This window comes from Citrobacter sp. wls827, assembly GCF_005280875.1.
GTDB lineage: Bacteria > Pseudomonadota > Gammaproteobacteria > Enterobacterales > Enterobacteriaceae > Citrobacter > Citrobacter youngae.
On record NZ_SZWR01000005.1, the window covers coordinates 1 to 15,512 of the forward strand.

The window sequence follows — 15,512 nt, forward strand, 5'->3', positions numbered from 1 at the left end:
CCGAGGCGGGTTTTTTTACGTTACTACAGATTACTCTGCAGCAGCTTCTGTTTTCTCTGAACGATCAACCAGCTCGATGTATGCCATCGGCGCGTTGTCGCCTGCACGGAAGCCACACTTCAGAATGCGAGTGTAACCACCGGCGCGGCTCGCGAAACGCGGGCCCAGTTCGTTAAACAGTTTTGCCACGATCTCGTTATCACGAGTGCGGGCGAATGCCAGACGACGATTAGCTACGCTATCAGTCTTGGCAAGAGTAATCAGCGGCTCAACTACGCGACGCAGCTCTTTCGCTTTCGGCAGAGTCGTCTTGATGATTTCATGACGAACCAGTGAACCTGCCATATTGCGGAACATAGCCTGGCGATGGCTGCTGTTGCGGTTCAGTTGACGACCACTCTTACGATGGCGCATGACCTTATCCTTCTCAGTAAAACCTTAACCTGTGATCCGGTTACTCGTCAGCGATGCTTGCCGGTGGCCAGTTTTCCAGGCGCATGCCCAGAGACAGTCCACGGGAAGCCAGCACGTCTTTAATCTCGGTAAGAGATTTTTTACCAAGGTTAGGCGTCTTAAGAAGCTCAACCTCAGTACGCTGTACCAGATCACCGATATAGTGGATAGCTTCTGCTTTGAGGCAGTTAGCAGAGCGGACAGTCAATTCCAGATCGTCAACAGGGCGCAGCAGGATCGGATCGAATTCTGGTTTCTCTTCTTTAACTTCCGGCTGACGTACATCACGTAAATCAACGAAAGCTTCCAGTTGTTCAGCCAGAATGGTCGCCGCACGACGAATCGCCTCTTCAGGATCGATTGTGCCGTTGGTTTCCATTTCGATGACCAGCTTGTCCAGGTCGGTACGCTGTTCTACACGCGCTGCTTCAACATTGTAGGCAATACGCTCTACAGGGCTGTAGCATGCGTCGACCAGCAGACGGCCGATTGGGCGCTCATCTTCTTCCGAATGAATTCGGGTAGAAGCCGGCACATAACCACGACCGCGCTGAACTTTGATACGCATGCTAATAGATGCATTCTCATCGGTCAGGTGGCAGATCACGTGCTGTGGCTTGACGATTTCGACATCCCCATCATGGGTAATGTCGGCTGCAGTCACAGGGCCAATGCCAGATTTATTCAAGGTAAGAATAACGTCATCTTTACCCTGAACTCTCACCGCCAGCCCTTTCAGGTTGAGCAGGATTTCCAGGATATCTTCCTGAACGCCTTCTTTGGTGCTGTACTCATGTAGTACACCATCAATCTCAACCTCGGTCACCGCGCAACCCGGCATCGATGAGAGCAGAATACGGCGCAGTGCGTTACCCAAAGTATGGCCAAAGCCACGCTCTAAAGGCTCAAGGGTCACCTTGGCGTGCGTCGAACTCACTTGCTCGATATCTACCAGGCGCGGTTTTAGAAACTCTGTCACAGAACCCTGCATTGTGTCCTCTCTTTGGTACTAAGCTTTACTTGGAGTAAAGCTCGACGATCAGGTGTTCGTTAATGTCCGCAGACAGATCAGAACGCTCCGGCTTACGCTTGAACGTACCTTCCATCTTGCCAGCATCAACTTCCAGCCAGGTTGGCTTTTCACGCTGCTCAGCCAGCTCCAGAGCGGCTTTCACGCGAGACTGCTTCTTCGCTTTCTCACGAATGCTAACAACGTCATTCGGACTAACCTGATAAGAAGCGATGTTAACAACACGACCGTTTACCATAATTGCTTTATGGCTGACCAGCTGACGTGCTTCTGCACGAGTGGCACCGAAGCCCATACGGTATACAACGTTGTCCAGACGACCTTCCAGCAGACCCAACAGGTTTTCACCGGTGTTGCCTTTCAGACGCGCTGCTTCTTTGTAGTAGTTACGGAACTGACGCTCCAGCACACCGTAGATACGGCGAACTTTTTGCTTTTCACGCAACTGCACACCATAGTCAGACAGACGCGGTTTACGCGCACCGTGCTGGCCAGGAGCTTGTTCAATTTTACACTTGGTATCGATCGCGCGAACGCCAGACTTAAGGAATAAGTCAGTGCCCTCACGACGGCTCAGCTTGAGCTTAGGACCCAAATATCTTGCCATTTTCTTTCTCCAACAATCCTAGAAACGACAGCGTTATACGCGACGTTTTTTCGGCGGACGACAACCGTTATGAGGGATCGGAGTCACATCAGTAATATTAGTGATGCGGAAACCAGCGGCGTTCAGAGCACGAACAGTAGATTCGCGACCTGGACCCGGTCCTTTGACCATAACTTCCAGATTCTTGATACCGTATTCTTTTACGGCTTCAGCGCAACGCTCTGCTGCAACCTGAGCTGCAAACGGAGTGGATTTGCGAGAACCACGGAAACCGGAACCACCGGCTGTTGCCCAACCCAGTGCGTTACCCTGACGATCAGTAATGGTAACGATGGTGTTGTTAAAAGAAGCATGGATATGAGCCACGCCGTCAGAGACTTGTTTTCTTACACGTTTACGTGCACGAATTGGTGCCTTTGCCATTATTCAATCACCCCGATTATTTCTTGATCGGTTTGCGCGGACCCTTACGGGTACGTGCGTTGGTCTTGGTACGCTGACCGCGAACCGGGAGACCACGACGATGACGCAAACCGCGATAGCAACCAAGATCCATAAGGCGCTTGATGCTCATGCTAACTTCACGGCGCAGATCACCTTCAACGACAAATTTGGCAACTTCGTCACGCAGCGTGTCGATTTGTTCTTCAGACAGCTCACTGATCTTAACATCTTCAGCGATACCCGCGGCAGCCAGAATGGCTTTAGAACGGGTCTTGCCGACGCCGTAGATCGAAGTTAATGCGATCACAGCATGTTTCTGATCAGGAATGTTAATGCCTGCTATACGGGCCACTATGCACTCCTACTATTTAATATGTACGCACCATGCTGAAAAGCCCGTTTTCAGGATACTCAAATGGAAACGCACAGACATACAAAAGATTGGCTGGCTAATCTAGCCAGCTCAACCCAACTTTGCAAGAAAAATATGCGAATAAATCAGCCTTGGCGCTGTTTATGCTTCGGCTCGGCACTGCAAATCACACGGATGACACCATCACGCTTAACGATTTTGCAGTTACGGCATAATTTCTTGACGGAAGCACGAACTTTCATTTTTACTCTCCGTAACTTCTCGGGCGACTGTTAACGGCCGTAGCCTTTCAGATTCGCCTTCTTCAATGCAGACTCGTACTGACTTGACATCATCAGAGTTTGCACTTGAGCCATAAAGTCCATAATCACGACAACAACGATAAGCAGTGAGGTCCCACCGAAGTAGAACGGTACTTTCATTGCATCACGCATGAACTCCGGGATCAGGCAGATAAAGGTAATGTAGAGCGCACCAACCAGAGTCAGGCGGGTCATTACTTTATCGATATACTTCGCCGTTTGCTCTCCCGGACGAATTCCTGGTACAAATGCACCGGACTTCTTCAGGTTATCTGCTGTTTCACGCGGGTTGAAAACCAACGCCGTGTAGAAGAAACAGAAGAAGATGATTGCAGACGCATAGAGTAACACATAAAGCGGTTGCCCAGGCTGCAAATACAGCGAAATTGTTGTCAGCCAGTTCCAACCAGTCCCGCCCCCGAACCATGACGCGATGGTCGCCGGGAACAGAATAATACTGGAAGCGAAGATTGCCGGGATTACCCCCGCCATATTCACTTTCAGCGGTAAATGTGTGCTCTGTGCAGCATAGACACGACGACCTTGCTGACGTTTCGCGTAGTTTACCACAATGCGGCGTTGACCACGCTCAACAAATACAACAAAGAACGTCACTGCGAATACTAATACTGCAACCAACAGCAACACGAGGAAGTGCAGGTCGCCTTGACGCGCTTGCTCGATAGTATGGGCAATGGCTGGCGGGAGTCCCGCGACAATACCGGCGAAGATAATGATTGAGATACCGTTGCCGATACCACGTTCAGTAATCTGTTCACCCAACCACATCAGGAACATCGTCCCTGTAACCAGACTTACAACAGCGGTGAAATAGAATGCAAAGCCTGGGTTCATCACCAGGCCCTGCATACCAGGCATATTCGGCAGACCGGTAGCAATACCTATCGACTGGAATATAGCCAGCACCAGAGTACCGTAACGGGTGTACTGGCTGATCTTACGACGACCAGACTCCCCTTCTTTCTTAATTTCTGCCAGCGTTGGATGAACCACCGTCAGCAGCTGGATAATGATCGACGCCGAAATATACGGCATGATCCCCAGAGCAAAGATAGAAGCACGGCTGAGTGCACCACCAGAGAACATGTTAAACATTTCAATGATGGTGCCTCGCTGTTGCTCAAGCAGTTTGGCAAGTACAGCGGCATCAATACCAGGGATCGGAATGAAAGAGCCAATACGGAACACAATCAGCGCGCCGATTACAAACAGCAGTCTGCGTTTCAGCTCGCCTAAGCCACCTTTGGCACTTTGAAAATCTAATCCCGGTTGTTTAGCCATCTGCTACTTATTCCTCGATTTTACCGCCAGCAGCTTCGATAGCAGCACGAGCGCCTTTAGTAACACGCAGGCCACGAACAGTTACCGGAGTAGTGACTTCACCAGCCAGGATCACTTTCGCGAACTCGATCTGGATACCGATAATGTTGGCTGCTTTCAGCGTGTTCAGGTCTACAACACCGCCTTCAACTTTAGCCAGGTCAGACAGACGAACTTCGGCTGTAATCGCTGCTTTACGTGAAGTGAAGCCGAATTTCGGCAGACGACGGTACAGAGGCATCTGACCACCCTCGAAACCGCGACGTACGCCACCGCCAGAACGAGACTTCTGACCTTTGTGACCACGACCACCGGTTTTACCGAGGCCAGAACCGATACCACGACCCAGGCGGCGAGCCGCTTTTTTAGAGCCTTCGGCCGGAGACAGAGTATTTAAACGCATCTCTTACTCCTCAACTTTAACCATGAAGGAAACCGCGTTGACCATACCACGAACAGCAGGAGTATCCTCGCGCTCTACGGTGTGACCAATACGACGCAGACCCAGGCCAAGCAGCGTTGCCTTGTGTTTCGGCAGACGACCGATTGCACTGCGGGTTTGAGTAATTTTAATAGTCTTTGCCATGGTTTATTTCCCCAGAATTTCTTCAACGGATTTACCACGCTTGGCAGCGACCATTTCCGGAGATTTCATATTTTCCAGACCATCGATAGTTGCACGAACCACGTTAATCGGGTTAGTGGAACCATACGCTTTAGCCAGAACGTTACGAACTCCAGCGACTTCCAGAACGGCGCGCATTGCACCACCGGCGATGATACCGGTACCTTCGGAAGCCGGCTGCATGAAGACACGAGAACCCGTGTGAGTACCCTTAACCGGGTGCTGCAGGGTGCCGTGGTTCAGCGCGACGTTAATCATATTGCGACGGGCTTTTTCCATCGCTTTCTGGATCGCTGCTGGAACTTCACGCGCTTTACCGTAACCAAAACCAACGCGACCGTTACCATCACCAACTACAGTCAGAGCTGTGAAGGAGAAAATACGACCACCTTTAACGGTTTTAGATACGCGGTTAACCGCGATCAGCTTTTCCTGCAGTTCGCCAGCTTGTTTTTCGATGTGAGCCATCTTACACCTCTACCTTAGAACTGAAGGCCAGCTTCACGGGCAGCATCTGCCAGTGCCTGGACACGACCATGATATTGGAACCCGGAACGGTCAAAGGATACATCTTTGATGCCTTTTTCCAGAGCGCGTTCAGCAACAGCTTTACCTACAGCTGCAGCAGCGTCTTTGTTACCGGTGTACTTCAATTGTTCAGCGATAGCTTTTTCTACAGTAGAAGCAGCTACCAGAACTTCAGAACCGTTCGGTGCAATTACCTGTGCGTAAATATGACGCGGGGTACGATGTACCACCAGGCGAGTTGCACCCAGCTCCTGGAGCTTGCGGCGTGCGCGGGTCGCACGACGGATACGAGCAGATTTCTTATCCATAGTGTTACCTTACTTCTTCTTAGCCTCTTTGGTACGCACGACTTCGTCGGCGTAACGAACACCCTTGCCTTTATAAGGCTCAGGACGACGGTAGGCGCGCAGATCTGCTGCAACCTGACCGATCAGCTGTTTATCAGCGCCTTTCAGCACGATCTCAGTCTGAGTCGGACATTCTGCAGTGATTCCTGCAGGCAGCTGATGGTCAACTGGGTGAGAGAAACCTAAAGCCAGGTTTACTACATTCCCTTTAACCGCTGCACGATAACCTACACCAACCAGCTGAAGCTTCTTAGTGAAGCCTTCGGTAACACCGACAACCATTGAGTTCAGCAGGGCACGCGCGGTACCAGCCTGAGCCCATCCATCTGCGTAACCATCACGCGGACCGAAGGTCAGTGCATTATCTGCATGATTTACTGCAACAGCATCGTTGAGAGTACGAGTCAGCTCGCCGTTTTTACCTTTGATCGTAATAACCTGACCGTTGATTTTTACATCAACGCCGGCAGGAATAACGACCGGTGCTTTAGCAACACGAGACATTTTTTCCTCCGATTAGGCTACGTAGCAGATAATTTCGCCACCAAGACCAGCCTGGCGCGCTGCACGATCAGTCATAACACCTTTAGAGGTAGAAACAACTGCGATACCCATGCCAGCCATAACTTTCGGCAGCTCGTCTTTACGCTTATAAATGCGCAGACCTGGGCGACTGACACGCTGAATGCTTTCTACAACAGCTTTACCCTGGAAATACTTGAGAGTAAGTTCCAGTTCCGGCTTGGTGTCGCCTTCAACTTTAAAATCTTCAATAAAACCTTCTTCCTTCAGCACGTTGGCAATTGCCACTTTCAGCTTGGAGGAAGGCATGGTGACCGCAGCTTTATTCGCGGCCTGACCGTTACGGATACGGGTCAGCATATCCGCGATCGGATCTTGCATGCTCATCTGTCTTTACTCCCGTGATTCAATTGGTAATTACCAGCTAGCCTTTTTCAAGCCTGGTACTTCACCGCGCATGGCGGCTTCACGCAGTTTGATACGGCTCAACCCGAACTTGCCCACATAGCCATGCGGACGACCTGTTTGACGGCAGCGGTTACGCTGACGGGACGGGCTGGAATCACGCGGCAGAGACTGCAGCTTGAGAACTGCGTTCCAACGATCTTCGTCGGTCGCGTTCACATCAGAGATAATAGCTTTCAGTTCAGCGCGTTTTGCGAAGTACTTATCAGCTAAAGCTACGCGCTTTACTTCGCGTGCTTTCATTGATTGCTTAGCCATTCAGTAACCCTACCTTACTTGCGGAACGGGAAGTCAAAGGCAGCCAGCAGAGCACGGCCTTCTTCGTCAGATTTCGCAGTAGTGGTAATGGTAATATCCAAACCACGCACGCGGTCGACTTTATCGTAGTCGATTTCTGGGAAGATGATCTGCTCACGGACACCCATGCTGTAGTTACCACGACCGTCGAAAGACTTAGCGGACAAGCCACGGAAGTCACGGATACGTGGAACAGCAATAGTGATCAGGCGCTCAAAGAACTCCCACATGCGTTCGCCACGCAGAGTTACTTTACAGCCGATCGGATAGCCCTGACGGATTTTGAAGCCTGCAACAGATTTGCGTGCTTTGGTGATCAGCGGTTTTTGACCGGAGATTGCTGTCAGGTCAGCTGCTGCGTTATCCAGCAGTTTCTTGTCAGCGATCGCTTCACCAACACCCATGTTCAGGGTGATCTTCTCGACCCGAGGGACTTGCATGACAGAATTGTAGTTAAACTCAGTCATGAGTTTAGCGACTACTTCGTCTTTGTAGTAATCATGCAGTTTCGCCATCGTACTACTCCAAATTACTTGATAGTTTCGCTGTTAGATTTAAAGAAACGGACTTTTTTGCCGTCTTCGAATCTAAAGCCTACACGGTCAGCCTTGCCGGTTGCCGCGTTGAAGATAGCAAGGTTAGAGATCTGAATAGCTGCTTCTTTCTCTACGATGCCGCCTGGTTGGTTCAGGGCCGGAACCGGCTTCTGATGTTTCTTAACCAGGTTGATACCTTCAACAATGACCTTGCCGGAAGACAGGACATTCTTAACTTTACCGCGTTTACCTTTATCTTTACCGGTTAACACGATAACTTCGTCATCACGACGGATCTTCGCTGCCATGATTCGCTCCTTAGAGTACTTCTGGTGCCAGAGAGATAATTTTCATGAACTTCTCGTTACGAAGTTCACGAGTTACCGGCCCAAAAATACGCGTACCGATAGGTTGCTCGCTGTTATTGTTTAAAATAACGCATGCATTTCCATCGAAGCGAATGACAGAACCGTCCGGGCGACGAACACCCTTCTTGGTGCGCACCACTACCGCCTTCAGCACATCACCTTTTTTGACCTTACCACGCGGAATTGCTTCCTTGATGGTGATCTTGATGATATCGCCGACGCCTGCGTAGCGACGGTGCGAGCCACCCAGAACCTTGATACACATTACGCGACGTGCACCGGAGTTGTCGGCGACGTTCAGCATAGTCTGTTCTTGGATCATTTTAGTGCTCCGCTAATGTCAACTACTACTGAGACCCGAAAATCAGGTCGTTAAAAAAGCCCCATATCGGGGGCGCGGCATTATAACACCGCTTCAACGATATGGGTAGAAAAAATAAACGGCTCATCGCTGAGCCGTTTATTCGTTGAGAATGCCTACTGTATTACAGAACGGCTTTCTCTACAACGCGAACCAGCGTCCAGGACTTGGTCTTGGACAGCGGACGGCATTCGCGGATTTCAACCACGTCACCAGTACCGCATTCGTTGTTCTCGTCATGTACGTGCAGTTTGGTCGTACGCTTAATGAATTTACCGTAGATCGGGTGTTTCACAAAACGTTCGATAGCAACAACAATGGATTTCTCCATTTTATCGCTAACAACGCGACCTTGCAGAGTACGGATTTTATCGGTCATTACGCACCCGCCTTCTCAGTCAGTAAAGTCTTAACGCGTGCGACATCACGACGCACTTGCTTCAACAGGTGAGACTGTTGCAGCTGGCCACTTGCAGCCTGCATACGCAGGTTGAACTGCTCACGCAGCAGATTCAGCAGCTCGGTGTTCAGCTCTTCAACACTCTTCTCACGCAGCTCTTTTGCTTTCATTACATCACCGTCTTAGTTACAAAGGTGGTTTTAATCGGCAGTTTCGCTGCTGCCAGCTTGAATGCTTCACGGGCCAGCTCTTCCGGTACGCCGTCCATTTCATACAGGACTTTACCCGGCTGAATCAAGGCAACCCAATACTCCACGTTACCTTTACCTTTACCCATACGCACTGCCAGCGGCTTTTCAGTGATCGGTTTGTCCGGGAATACACGGATCCAGATCTTACCTTGACGCTTAACTGCACGGGTCATAGCACGACGTGCTGCTTCGATCTGACGGGCAGTCAGACGACCACGGCCAACAGCTTTCAGACCGAAGCTGCCGAAGCTAACATCCGCGCCAGCAGCCAGACCGCGGTTACGGCCTTTGTGCATTTTACGGAATTTTGTACGCTTTGGTTGTAACATCAGCGACGCTCCTTATTTACGGCCTTTACGCTGCTGCTTTTTAGGTTGCGCAGCCGGTTTTTCCGGTTGTTCAACAGCAGCCATACCACCCAGGATCTCGCCTTTGAAGATCCACACTTTAACGCCGATTACACCATAAGTGGTGTGCGCTTCAGAGGTGTTGTAGTCGATGTCAGCACGCAGAGTGTGCAGAGGTACGCGACCTTCGCGGTACCATTCGGTACGTGCGATTTCCGCGCCGCCCAGACGGCCGCTAACTTCAACTTTGATACCTTTAGCGCCCAGACGCATTGCGTTCTGTACAGCACGCTTCATAGCACGACGGAACATAACGCGACGTTCCAGCTGAGAAGTGATGCTGTCAGCAACCAATTTTGCATCCAGTTCAGGCTTACGCACTTCGGCGATATTGATCTGAGCAGGAACGCCAGCAATATCCGCTACGACTTTGCGCAGTTTTTCTACGTCTTCGCCTTTCTTACCGATAACGATACCCGGGCGAGCGGTGTGAATGGTCACACGGATGCTCTTAGCCGGACGCTCGATAACGATACGAGATACAGACGCTTTAGCCAGTTCCTTAGTCAGGTACTGACGTACTTTAAAATCGCTGTCCAGGTTGTCAGCGAATTCTTTGGTGTTCGCAAACCAGGTTGAGTTCCATGGTTTTACAATACCCAGGCGAATACCATTAGGATGTACTTTCTGACCCATTGCTAGTCTCCAGAGTCTCAGCGATCGGACACAACCACAGTAATGTGGCTGGTGCGCTTCAGGATGCGATCTGCACGACCTTTTGCACGCGGCATAATGCGCTTCATGCTCGGGCCTTCGTCTACGAAAATTTTCGTAACTTTCAGATCGTCAATGTCAGCGCCATCGTTGTGTTCAGCGTTAGCAATGGCAGATTCCAGGACTTTCTTAACCAGTACAGCCGCTTTCTTATTGGTGTAGGTCAGAATATCAAGGGCCTGCGACACTTTCTTACCGCGAATCAGGTCTGCAACAAGGCGAACCTTCTGAGCAGAAGAACGAGCATGGCGATGTTGAGCTAAAGTTTCCATCTCTTCCTCCTACCTTATTTCTTCTTCGCTTTTTTATCAGCAGCGTGGCCGCGATAAGTACGAGTCGGTGCGAATTCACCCAGTTTGTGACCGACCATTTCGTCGGAAACAAATACCGGAACGTGCTGACGACCATTATGGACAGCGATGGTCAAACCGATCATGTTAGGAAAGATCGTTGAACGACGGGACCAAGTGCGCAGGGGCTTCTTGTCTCCGCTTTCCACCGCTTTCTCTACCTTCTTCAGCAAGTGCAGGTCAATAAAAGGACCTTTCTTGAGAGAACGTGGCATGGCTTATCCTCTAAAATTATTTGCTACGGCGACGTACGATGAATTTATCAGTACGCTTGTTGCTGCGGGTCTTCTTACCTTTGGTCTGAACGCCCCACGGAGTTACCGGGTGCTTACCAAAGTTACGACCTTCACCACCACCATGTGGGTGGTCGACTGGGTTCATCGCAGTACCGCGAACGGTAGGACGAACACCACGCCAGCGTGCAGCACCTGCTTTACCCAGAACGCGCAGCATATGCTCAGCATTGCCAACTTCGCCCAGAGTTGCACGGCAATCTGCTTCGACTTTACGCATTTCACCAGAACGCAGACGCAGGGTGACATAAGCACCATCACGAGCAACGATCTGAACGTAAGTACCAGCGGAACGTGCCAGCTGACCGCCTTTACCTGGTTTCATTTCTACGTTATGAACGGTAGAACCAACCGGGATATTGCGCATCGGCAGGGTGTTACCTGCTTTGATTGCAGCATCAACGCCAGATTGAATCTGGTCGCCAGCTTTCAGGCCTTTAGGGGCCAGGATGTAACGGCGTTCACCGTCTTTGTACAGAACCAGCGCGATGTTCGCGGAGCGGTTCGGATCGTACTCAAGACGTTCAACAACTGCCGGGATACCGTCTTTGTTGCGTTTGAAGTCAACAATACGATAAGCCTGCTTGTGACCACCACCGATGTGACGAGTGGTGATGCGGCCATTGTTGTTACGACCACCGGATTTGCTGTTTTTTTCAACCAGCGGAGCAAAAGGTTTGCCCTTGTGCAGCTCTGGGTTGACCACTTTAACAACGTGGCGACGACCCGGAGATGTCGGTTTACATTTAACAACTGCCATTGTATTACTCCTCCGACTTACTCAGCGCCGCCGACGAAGTCCAGATTCTGGCCTTCCTTCAGGGTGACGTAAGCTTTTTTCCAGTCGCTACGACGACCGATACGCTGTCCGTGACGTTTAACTTTCCCTTTAACTACCAGGGTGTTAACGACTTCGACTTCGACTTCAAACAGTTTCTGCACAGCAGCTTTGATTTCTGCTTTGGTCGCGTCTTTAGCAACTTTGAGAACGATGGTGTTAGTTTTTTCCATCGCAGTAGACGCTTTTTCAGAAACGTGCGGTGCGCGCAGCACTTTCAGCAGACGTTCTTCACGAATCATGCCAGCATCTCCTCAACTTGCTTAACAGCATCAGCAGTCATTACGACTTTGTCGAAGGCGATCAGGCTAACCGGGTCGATACCAGTTGCATCGCGTACGTCAACCTTGTGCAGGTTGCGCGCAGCCAGGAACAGGTTTTCGTCCAGCTCACCGGTGATGATCAGCACATCTTCCAGAGCCATGTCTTTCAGTTTCTGTGCCAGCAGCTTAGTTTTAGGCGCTTCTACAGAGAATGATTCGACAACGATCAGACGATCCTGACGTACCAGTTCGGACAGAATGCTTTTCAGCGCGCCGCGGTACATCTTTTTGTTAACTTTTTGACTGTGGTCCTGTGGACGAGCAGCGAAGGTCACGCCACCTGAACGCCAGATCGGGCTCTTGATAGAACCTGAACGCGCACGGCCGGTACCTTTCTGGCGCCACGGCTTTTTGCCTGAACCAGTTACTTCAGCACGAGTCTTCTGAGCACGAGTACCCTGACGAGCACCAGCTGCATAAGCAACAACAACCTGGTGAACCAGCGCTTCGTTGAAATCACGACCGAAGGTAGTTTCGGAAACAGTCAGCGCGCTCTGCGCGTCTTTCAATACTAATTCCATTGCTATCCCCTTACGCCTTCACAGCTGGTTTAACGATCAGGTCGCAACCGGTCGCACCCGGAACACCACCTTTAACCAGCAGCAGGTTGCGCTCAGCGTCAACACGTACTACGTCCAGGCTCTGAACGGTTACACGTTCGTTGCCCAGCTGACCTGCCATTTTCTTGCCTTTGAACACTTTGCCCGGAGTCTGGTTCTGACCGATAGAACCCGGAACGCGGTGAGACAAGGAGTTACCGTGAGTAGCGTCCTGGGTACGGAAGTTCCAGCGCTTAACGGTACCAGCGAAACCTTTACCTTTAGAGGTACCGGTTACGTCAACTTTTTTAACGTCAGCAAACAGTTCAACGCTAATGTTCTGACCAACGGTGTATTCTTCACCATCTGCCAGACGGAACTCCCACAGGCCGCGGCCAGCTTCTACGCCAGCTTTAGCAAAGTGGCCAGCTTCCGGCTTAGTTACGCGGTTAGCTTTTTTAGCACCGGTGGTAACCTGAACAGCGCGATAGCCATCGTTAGCCAGATCTTTAACCTGAGTAACGCGGTTTGCTTCAACTTCGATAACGGTTACTGGGATAGATACGCCATCTTCAGTGAAGATGCGGGTCATACCCACTTTTTTACCGACTAAACCAATCATTGTATCAACCTCTCAATCGCTCGATGACCTGATTAACCCAGGCTGATCTGCACGTCTACACCGGCAGCCAGGTCCAGACGCATCAGAGCATCAACGGTTTTTTCAGTTGGCTCAACGATGTCAACCAGACGCTTGTGAGTACGGATCTCGTACTGATCACGCGCGTCTTTGTTGACGTGCGGGGAGATCAGAACGGTGAAACGCTCTTTGCGGGTCGGCAGCGGGATCGGACCACGAACCTGCGCACCAGTGCGCTTGGCAGTCTCGACGATTTCCGCGGTTGATTGATCGATCAGACGATGATCAAACGCTTTCAAACGGATACGGATTCTTTGGTTCTGCATGAGACCAGAGCTCCAATTATTTTATAGACGAAATAGTTACTCCTCAAACCCATTACGATTGATGGGAGAGTGTAACCGTTCTTACAGAGTTCCCCGATTGGGAACATTGTCTGGTATTGCTTTCGCAGTACCGGTGGCTCATATCGAACCGCTGTCAATATTAGACAAGCCCGCGCATTATACGTAAATCTCAGTCTTAAGCAAGTGCCGCGTAGAAATTAATCACTCTTACGCAGATGCGAGTGCTATTCCACTCTGATTGTATACGCTTTTACGCGGCGCAAATTCCCTGGAAAGACGCCAGCAAAATGGATATTCGGGCGTTGTGCAGTTAGCGCTACTTGCCTGATAGTTAGCTCTTTCTCGCACCGGATTGAGACATGAATACTGAACTTCCCTTTTTGCTGATTTATATCTCTCTATCCGGACTGCTTGGGGTTCAGGATTTGCGTACTGGCCTATTGCCCGACAAATTCACCTGCCCTCTTCTCTGGAGTGGTCTTCTTTTTCATCAATGTTGCAACCCCACACAGTTGTCCGATGCACTTTGGGGAGCCATTGCAGGGTATGGTGTATTTTCTCTGTTCTATTGGGGATACCGCCTGGCATGGCATCAAGAAGGATTAGGCTATGGAGACGTAAAATTTCTCGCCGCACTTGGCGCGTGGCATCGATGGGACTCATTACCTCTGTTGATCTTACTTGCCGCCGGGCTGGCTTGCTGCATGACAGGTGTAGCATTTATAACGCATGGAAAAAAGAAACTAAAAAACCCGCTGCCTTTTGGGCCATATCTGGCGGCTGCGGGTTTTGTTGTTGGCTGGCTAAATCTGATACAGGGCGGTTAGTCACTGACCTTAATTTGCGATTGCAGATAGTTTTGCAATCCAAGTTTTCCAATCAGATCCAACTCCGTTTCGAGCCAATCGATATGCCCTTCTTCTTCGGTCAGGATCTCAATCATCATGTCCCGACTAACATAGTCATGAACGCTATCGGCGTAAGCAATGGCTTCGCGCAAATCTTTCGCACCATCAAGCTCGAGTCGAAGATCGGATTGCAGCATCTCTTCAACATCTTCACCAATCCCCAACTTACCTAGATCTTGTAAGTTTGGGAGACCTTCTAAGAATAAAATACGCTCAATATATTTATCAGCGTGTTTCATCTCATCTATTGATTCATGGTACTCAACATCATTGAGGCGAGTCAGTCCCCAGTTTTTAAACATACGGGCATGGAGAAAATACTGGTTGATTGCGACAAGCTCATTTCCCAATAGTTTATTGAGATAATTTATGATTTTAACATCACCTTTCATTTTATAGTCCCTCCGCTTCCACTCTTAGAGCGTAGATGGGGCTACAGGGATGTCAAAAAAAAGAGTGTGACTTAGGCGATCTCTTTAAATTCTGGCATTTGAGTTAATTCATCCTGCATGACTTCACGCGCAGCACGAATGCACTTACCGCACTGATTTCCAACAGGAATAAACTTACGTAATTGCTGAAAGGACTGAGGATGAAACTGGCGAACAGCCTGACGAATTTTTTTATCACTTATCGCATTACACAAACAAACGTACATGATCGCTCCCGTTCAATTTCTGCGCAAAGTGTAAATGAGAATAGTTATGATTACAATAGCACAACGCTATTTACGCGGCGGGAGAATGAATAAAAAATGCGAATAAATATGACAGCTACTAAATTGCAGGCAGCAAAAAGGGCGCCTAAGCGCCCTTTTTAAGCTCAAAGCTAATTAATCAATAATTAGCTCATTACTTTAGCAACAACGCCCGCACCTACAGTACGGCCGCCTTCACGGATTGC

The 15,512-nt window shown here is 50.0% G+C and carries 31 protein-coding genes; 1 reads left to right on the forward strand and 30 read right to left on the reverse strand.

Translation table 11 applies throughout. The features are described from left to right. Positions 1-30: 30 nt before the first annotated feature. The 28 genes from rplQ to rpsJ all read right to left on the reverse strand — a co-directional run bounded on the left by rplQ (position 31) and on the right by rpsJ (position 13,680). Positions 31-414, reverse strand: a complete 384-nt coding sequence (rplQ, locus tag FDX03_RS03000; protein WP_001216370.1) for a 50S ribosomal protein L17 — start codon at positions 412-414, stop codon at positions 31-33. A 40-nt stretch (positions 415-454) separates the two neighbouring features. Further along, a complete protein-coding gene (rpoA, locus tag FDX03_RS03005) occupies positions 455-1,444 on the reverse strand; it encodes a DNA-directed RNA polymerase subunit alpha (RefSeq protein ID WP_003031139.1) in 990 nt (329 codons plus the stop codon). 25 nt (positions 1,445-1,469) lie between these two features. Continuing rightward, the gene (gene rpsD / locus FDX03_RS03010; protein WP_003031138.1) at positions 1,470-2,090 is read right to left on the reverse strand and encodes a 30S ribosomal protein S4; all 621 of its coding nucleotides are present in this window, start codon (positions 2,088-2,090) and stop codon (positions 1,470-1,472) included. Positions 2,091-2,123: 33 nt separating this feature from the next. Then, positions 2,124-2,513 (reverse strand): 30S ribosomal protein S11, encoded by a 390-nt coding sequence (gene rpsK / locus FDX03_RS03015; protein ID WP_003031137.1) that lies wholly within the window; start codon positions 2,511-2,513, stop codon positions 2,124-2,126. A 16-nt stretch (positions 2,514-2,529) separates the two neighbouring features. Then, positions 2,530-2,886 (reverse strand): 30S ribosomal protein S13, encoded by a 357-nt coding sequence (gene rpsM / locus FDX03_RS03020; protein WP_003031135.1) that lies wholly within the window; start codon positions 2,884-2,886, stop codon positions 2,530-2,532. A 146-nt stretch (positions 2,887-3,032) separates the two neighbouring features. Then, positions 3,033-3,149 (reverse strand): 50S ribosomal protein L36, encoded by a 117-nt coding sequence (rpmJ, locus tag FDX03_RS03025; protein ID WP_000868187.1) that lies wholly within the window; start codon positions 3,147-3,149, stop codon positions 3,033-3,035. 30 nt (positions 3,150-3,179) lie between these two features. After that, entirely contained in the window at positions 3,180-4,511 is a 1,332-nt protein-coding gene (gene secY, locus FDX03_RS03030) for a preprotein translocase subunit SecY (protein ID WP_001118864.1), read from the reverse strand. Positions 4,512-4,518: 7 nt separating this feature from the next. Continuing rightward, positions 4,519-4,953, reverse strand: coding sequence for a 50S ribosomal protein L15 (rplO, locus tag FDX03_RS03035; protein WP_003031132.1), 435 nt, complete (start codon positions 4,951-4,953; stop codon positions 4,519-4,521). Positions 4,954-4,956: 3 nt separating this feature from the next. Then, complete coding sequence (gene rpmD, locus FDX03_RS03040) at positions 4,957-5,136, reverse strand: 50S ribosomal protein L30 (protein ID WP_001140434.1); 180 nt, start codon at positions 5,134-5,136, stop codon at positions 4,957-4,959. 3 nt (positions 5,137-5,139) lie between these two features. Continuing rightward, the gene (rpsE, locus tag FDX03_RS03045) at positions 5,140-5,643 is read right to left on the reverse strand and encodes a 30S ribosomal protein S5 (RefSeq protein WP_003031131.1); all 504 of its coding nucleotides are present in this window, start codon (positions 5,641-5,643) and stop codon (positions 5,140-5,142) included. 14 nt (positions 5,644-5,657) lie between these two features. Next, entirely contained in the window at positions 5,658-6,011 is a 354-nt protein-coding gene (rplR, locus tag FDX03_RS03050; protein WP_000358960.1) for a 50S ribosomal protein L18, read from the reverse strand. 9 nt (positions 6,012-6,020) lie between these two features. Continuing rightward, on the reverse strand, positions 6,021-6,554 hold the full coding sequence (gene rplF, locus FDX03_RS03055; protein WP_048213523.1) for a 50S ribosomal protein L6: 534 nt from the start codon (positions 6,552-6,554) through the stop codon (positions 6,021-6,023). A gap of 12 nt (positions 6,555-6,566) precedes the next feature. Next, positions 6,567-6,959: a 30S ribosomal protein S8 gene (gene rpsH / locus FDX03_RS03060; RefSeq protein WP_003031127.1), complete on the reverse strand. Its 393-nt coding sequence runs from the start codon at positions 6,957-6,959 to the stop codon at positions 6,567-6,569. 30 nt (positions 6,960-6,989) lie between these two features. Further along, positions 6,990-7,295 carry a 30S ribosomal protein S14 gene (gene rpsN, locus FDX03_RS03065; protein WP_003031125.1) on the reverse strand — a complete coding sequence of 102 codons (306 nt, stop codon included), beginning with the start codon at positions 7,293-7,295 and terminating at the stop codon, positions 6,990-6,992. A 14-nt stretch (positions 7,296-7,309) separates the two neighbouring features. Continuing rightward, complete coding sequence (gene rplE / locus FDX03_RS03070; protein WP_003031123.1) at positions 7,310-7,849, reverse strand: 50S ribosomal protein L5; 540 nt, start codon at positions 7,847-7,849, stop codon at positions 7,310-7,312. Between the two features lie 14 nt (positions 7,850-7,863). Next, positions 7,864-8,178 carry a 50S ribosomal protein L24 gene (gene rplX / locus FDX03_RS03075; RefSeq protein ID WP_003031122.1) on the reverse strand — a complete coding sequence of 105 codons (315 nt, stop codon included), beginning with the start codon at positions 8,176-8,178 and terminating at the stop codon, positions 7,864-7,866. Positions 8,179-8,188: 10 nt separating this feature from the next. After that, positions 8,189-8,560, reverse strand: a complete 372-nt coding sequence (gene rplN / locus FDX03_RS03080; protein WP_000613954.1) for a 50S ribosomal protein L14 — start codon at positions 8,558-8,560, stop codon at positions 8,189-8,191. A gap of 163 nt (positions 8,561-8,723) precedes the next feature. Continuing rightward, on the reverse strand, positions 8,724-8,978 hold the full coding sequence (gene rpsQ / locus FDX03_RS03085; RefSeq protein ID WP_003031120.1) for a 30S ribosomal protein S17: 255 nt from the start codon (positions 8,976-8,978) through the stop codon (positions 8,724-8,726). Further along, a complete protein-coding gene (rpmC, locus tag FDX03_RS03090; RefSeq protein WP_000644742.1) occupies positions 8,978-9,169 on the reverse strand; it encodes a 50S ribosomal protein L29 in 192 nt (63 codons plus the stop codon). The genes rpsQ and rpmC overlap by 1 nt, the downstream gene beginning before the upstream one ends. Beyond that, positions 9,169-9,579, reverse strand: a complete 411-nt coding sequence (gene rplP / locus FDX03_RS03095; RefSeq protein ID WP_000941208.1) for a 50S ribosomal protein L16 — start codon at positions 9,577-9,579, stop codon at positions 9,169-9,171. The genes rpmC and rplP overlap by 1 nt, the downstream gene beginning before the upstream one ends. Positions 9,580-9,591: 12 nt before the next feature. Continuing rightward, entirely contained in the window at positions 9,592-10,293 is a 702-nt protein-coding gene (rpsC, locus tag FDX03_RS03100; RefSeq protein ID WP_000529945.1) for a 30S ribosomal protein S3, read from the reverse strand. 17 nt (positions 10,294-10,310) lie between these two features. After that, positions 10,311-10,643 carry a 50S ribosomal protein L22 gene (gene rplV, locus FDX03_RS03105; protein ID WP_000448832.1) on the reverse strand — a complete coding sequence of 111 codons (333 nt, stop codon included), beginning with the start codon at positions 10,641-10,643 and terminating at the stop codon, positions 10,311-10,313. A 14-nt stretch (positions 10,644-10,657) separates the two neighbouring features. Further along, positions 10,658-10,936 (reverse strand): 30S ribosomal protein S19, encoded by a 279-nt coding sequence (gene rpsS / locus FDX03_RS03110; protein WP_001138115.1) that lies wholly within the window; start codon positions 10,934-10,936, stop codon positions 10,658-10,660. 16 nt (positions 10,937-10,952) lie between these two features. After that, complete coding sequence (gene rplB, locus FDX03_RS03115; RefSeq protein WP_000301869.1) at positions 10,953-11,774, reverse strand: 50S ribosomal protein L2; 822 nt, start codon at positions 11,772-11,774, stop codon at positions 10,953-10,955. Between the two features lie 17 nt (positions 11,775-11,791). After that, positions 11,792-12,094: a 50S ribosomal protein L23 gene (gene rplW / locus FDX03_RS03120; protein WP_000617546.1), complete on the reverse strand. Its 303-nt coding sequence runs from the start codon at positions 12,092-12,094 to the stop codon at positions 11,792-11,794. Then, entirely contained in the window at positions 12,091-12,696 is a 606-nt protein-coding gene (gene rplD, locus FDX03_RS03125; RefSeq protein ID WP_003031119.1) for a 50S ribosomal protein L4, read from the reverse strand. Before rplD ends, rplW begins: the two co-directional genes overlap by 4 nt. Before the next feature lie 10 nt (positions 12,697-12,706). After that, a complete protein-coding gene (gene rplC / locus FDX03_RS03130) occupies positions 12,707-13,336 on the reverse strand; it encodes a 50S ribosomal protein L3 (RefSeq protein ID WP_003031117.1) in 630 nt (209 codons plus the stop codon). A 32-nt stretch (positions 13,337-13,368) separates the two neighbouring features. Then, entirely contained in the window at positions 13,369-13,680 is a 312-nt protein-coding gene (rpsJ, locus tag FDX03_RS03135) for a 30S ribosomal protein S10 (RefSeq protein ID WP_001181005.1), read from the reverse strand. Positions 13,681-14,060: 380 nt separating this feature from the next. Between rpsJ and FDX03_RS03140 the strand changes: the two genes are divergently transcribed. After that, positions 14,061-14,528: an A24 family peptidase gene (locus tag FDX03_RS03140; RefSeq protein WP_048213524.1), complete on the forward strand. Its 468-nt coding sequence runs from the start codon at positions 14,061-14,063 to the stop codon at positions 14,526-14,528. Here the strand turns inward: FDX03_RS03140 and bfr are convergent. Further along, entirely contained in the window at positions 14,525-15,001 is a 477-nt protein-coding gene (gene bfr, locus FDX03_RS03145; protein ID WP_040232010.1) for a bacterioferritin, read from the reverse strand. The genes FDX03_RS03140 and bfr overlap by 4 nt on opposite strands. A 71-nt stretch (positions 15,002-15,072) precedes the next feature. Continuing rightward, positions 15,073-15,267, reverse strand: coding sequence for a bacterioferritin-associated ferredoxin (gene bfd, locus FDX03_RS03150; RefSeq protein WP_003031111.1), 195 nt, complete (start codon positions 15,265-15,267; stop codon positions 15,073-15,075). Positions 15,268-15,512: the final 245 nt, after the last annotated feature.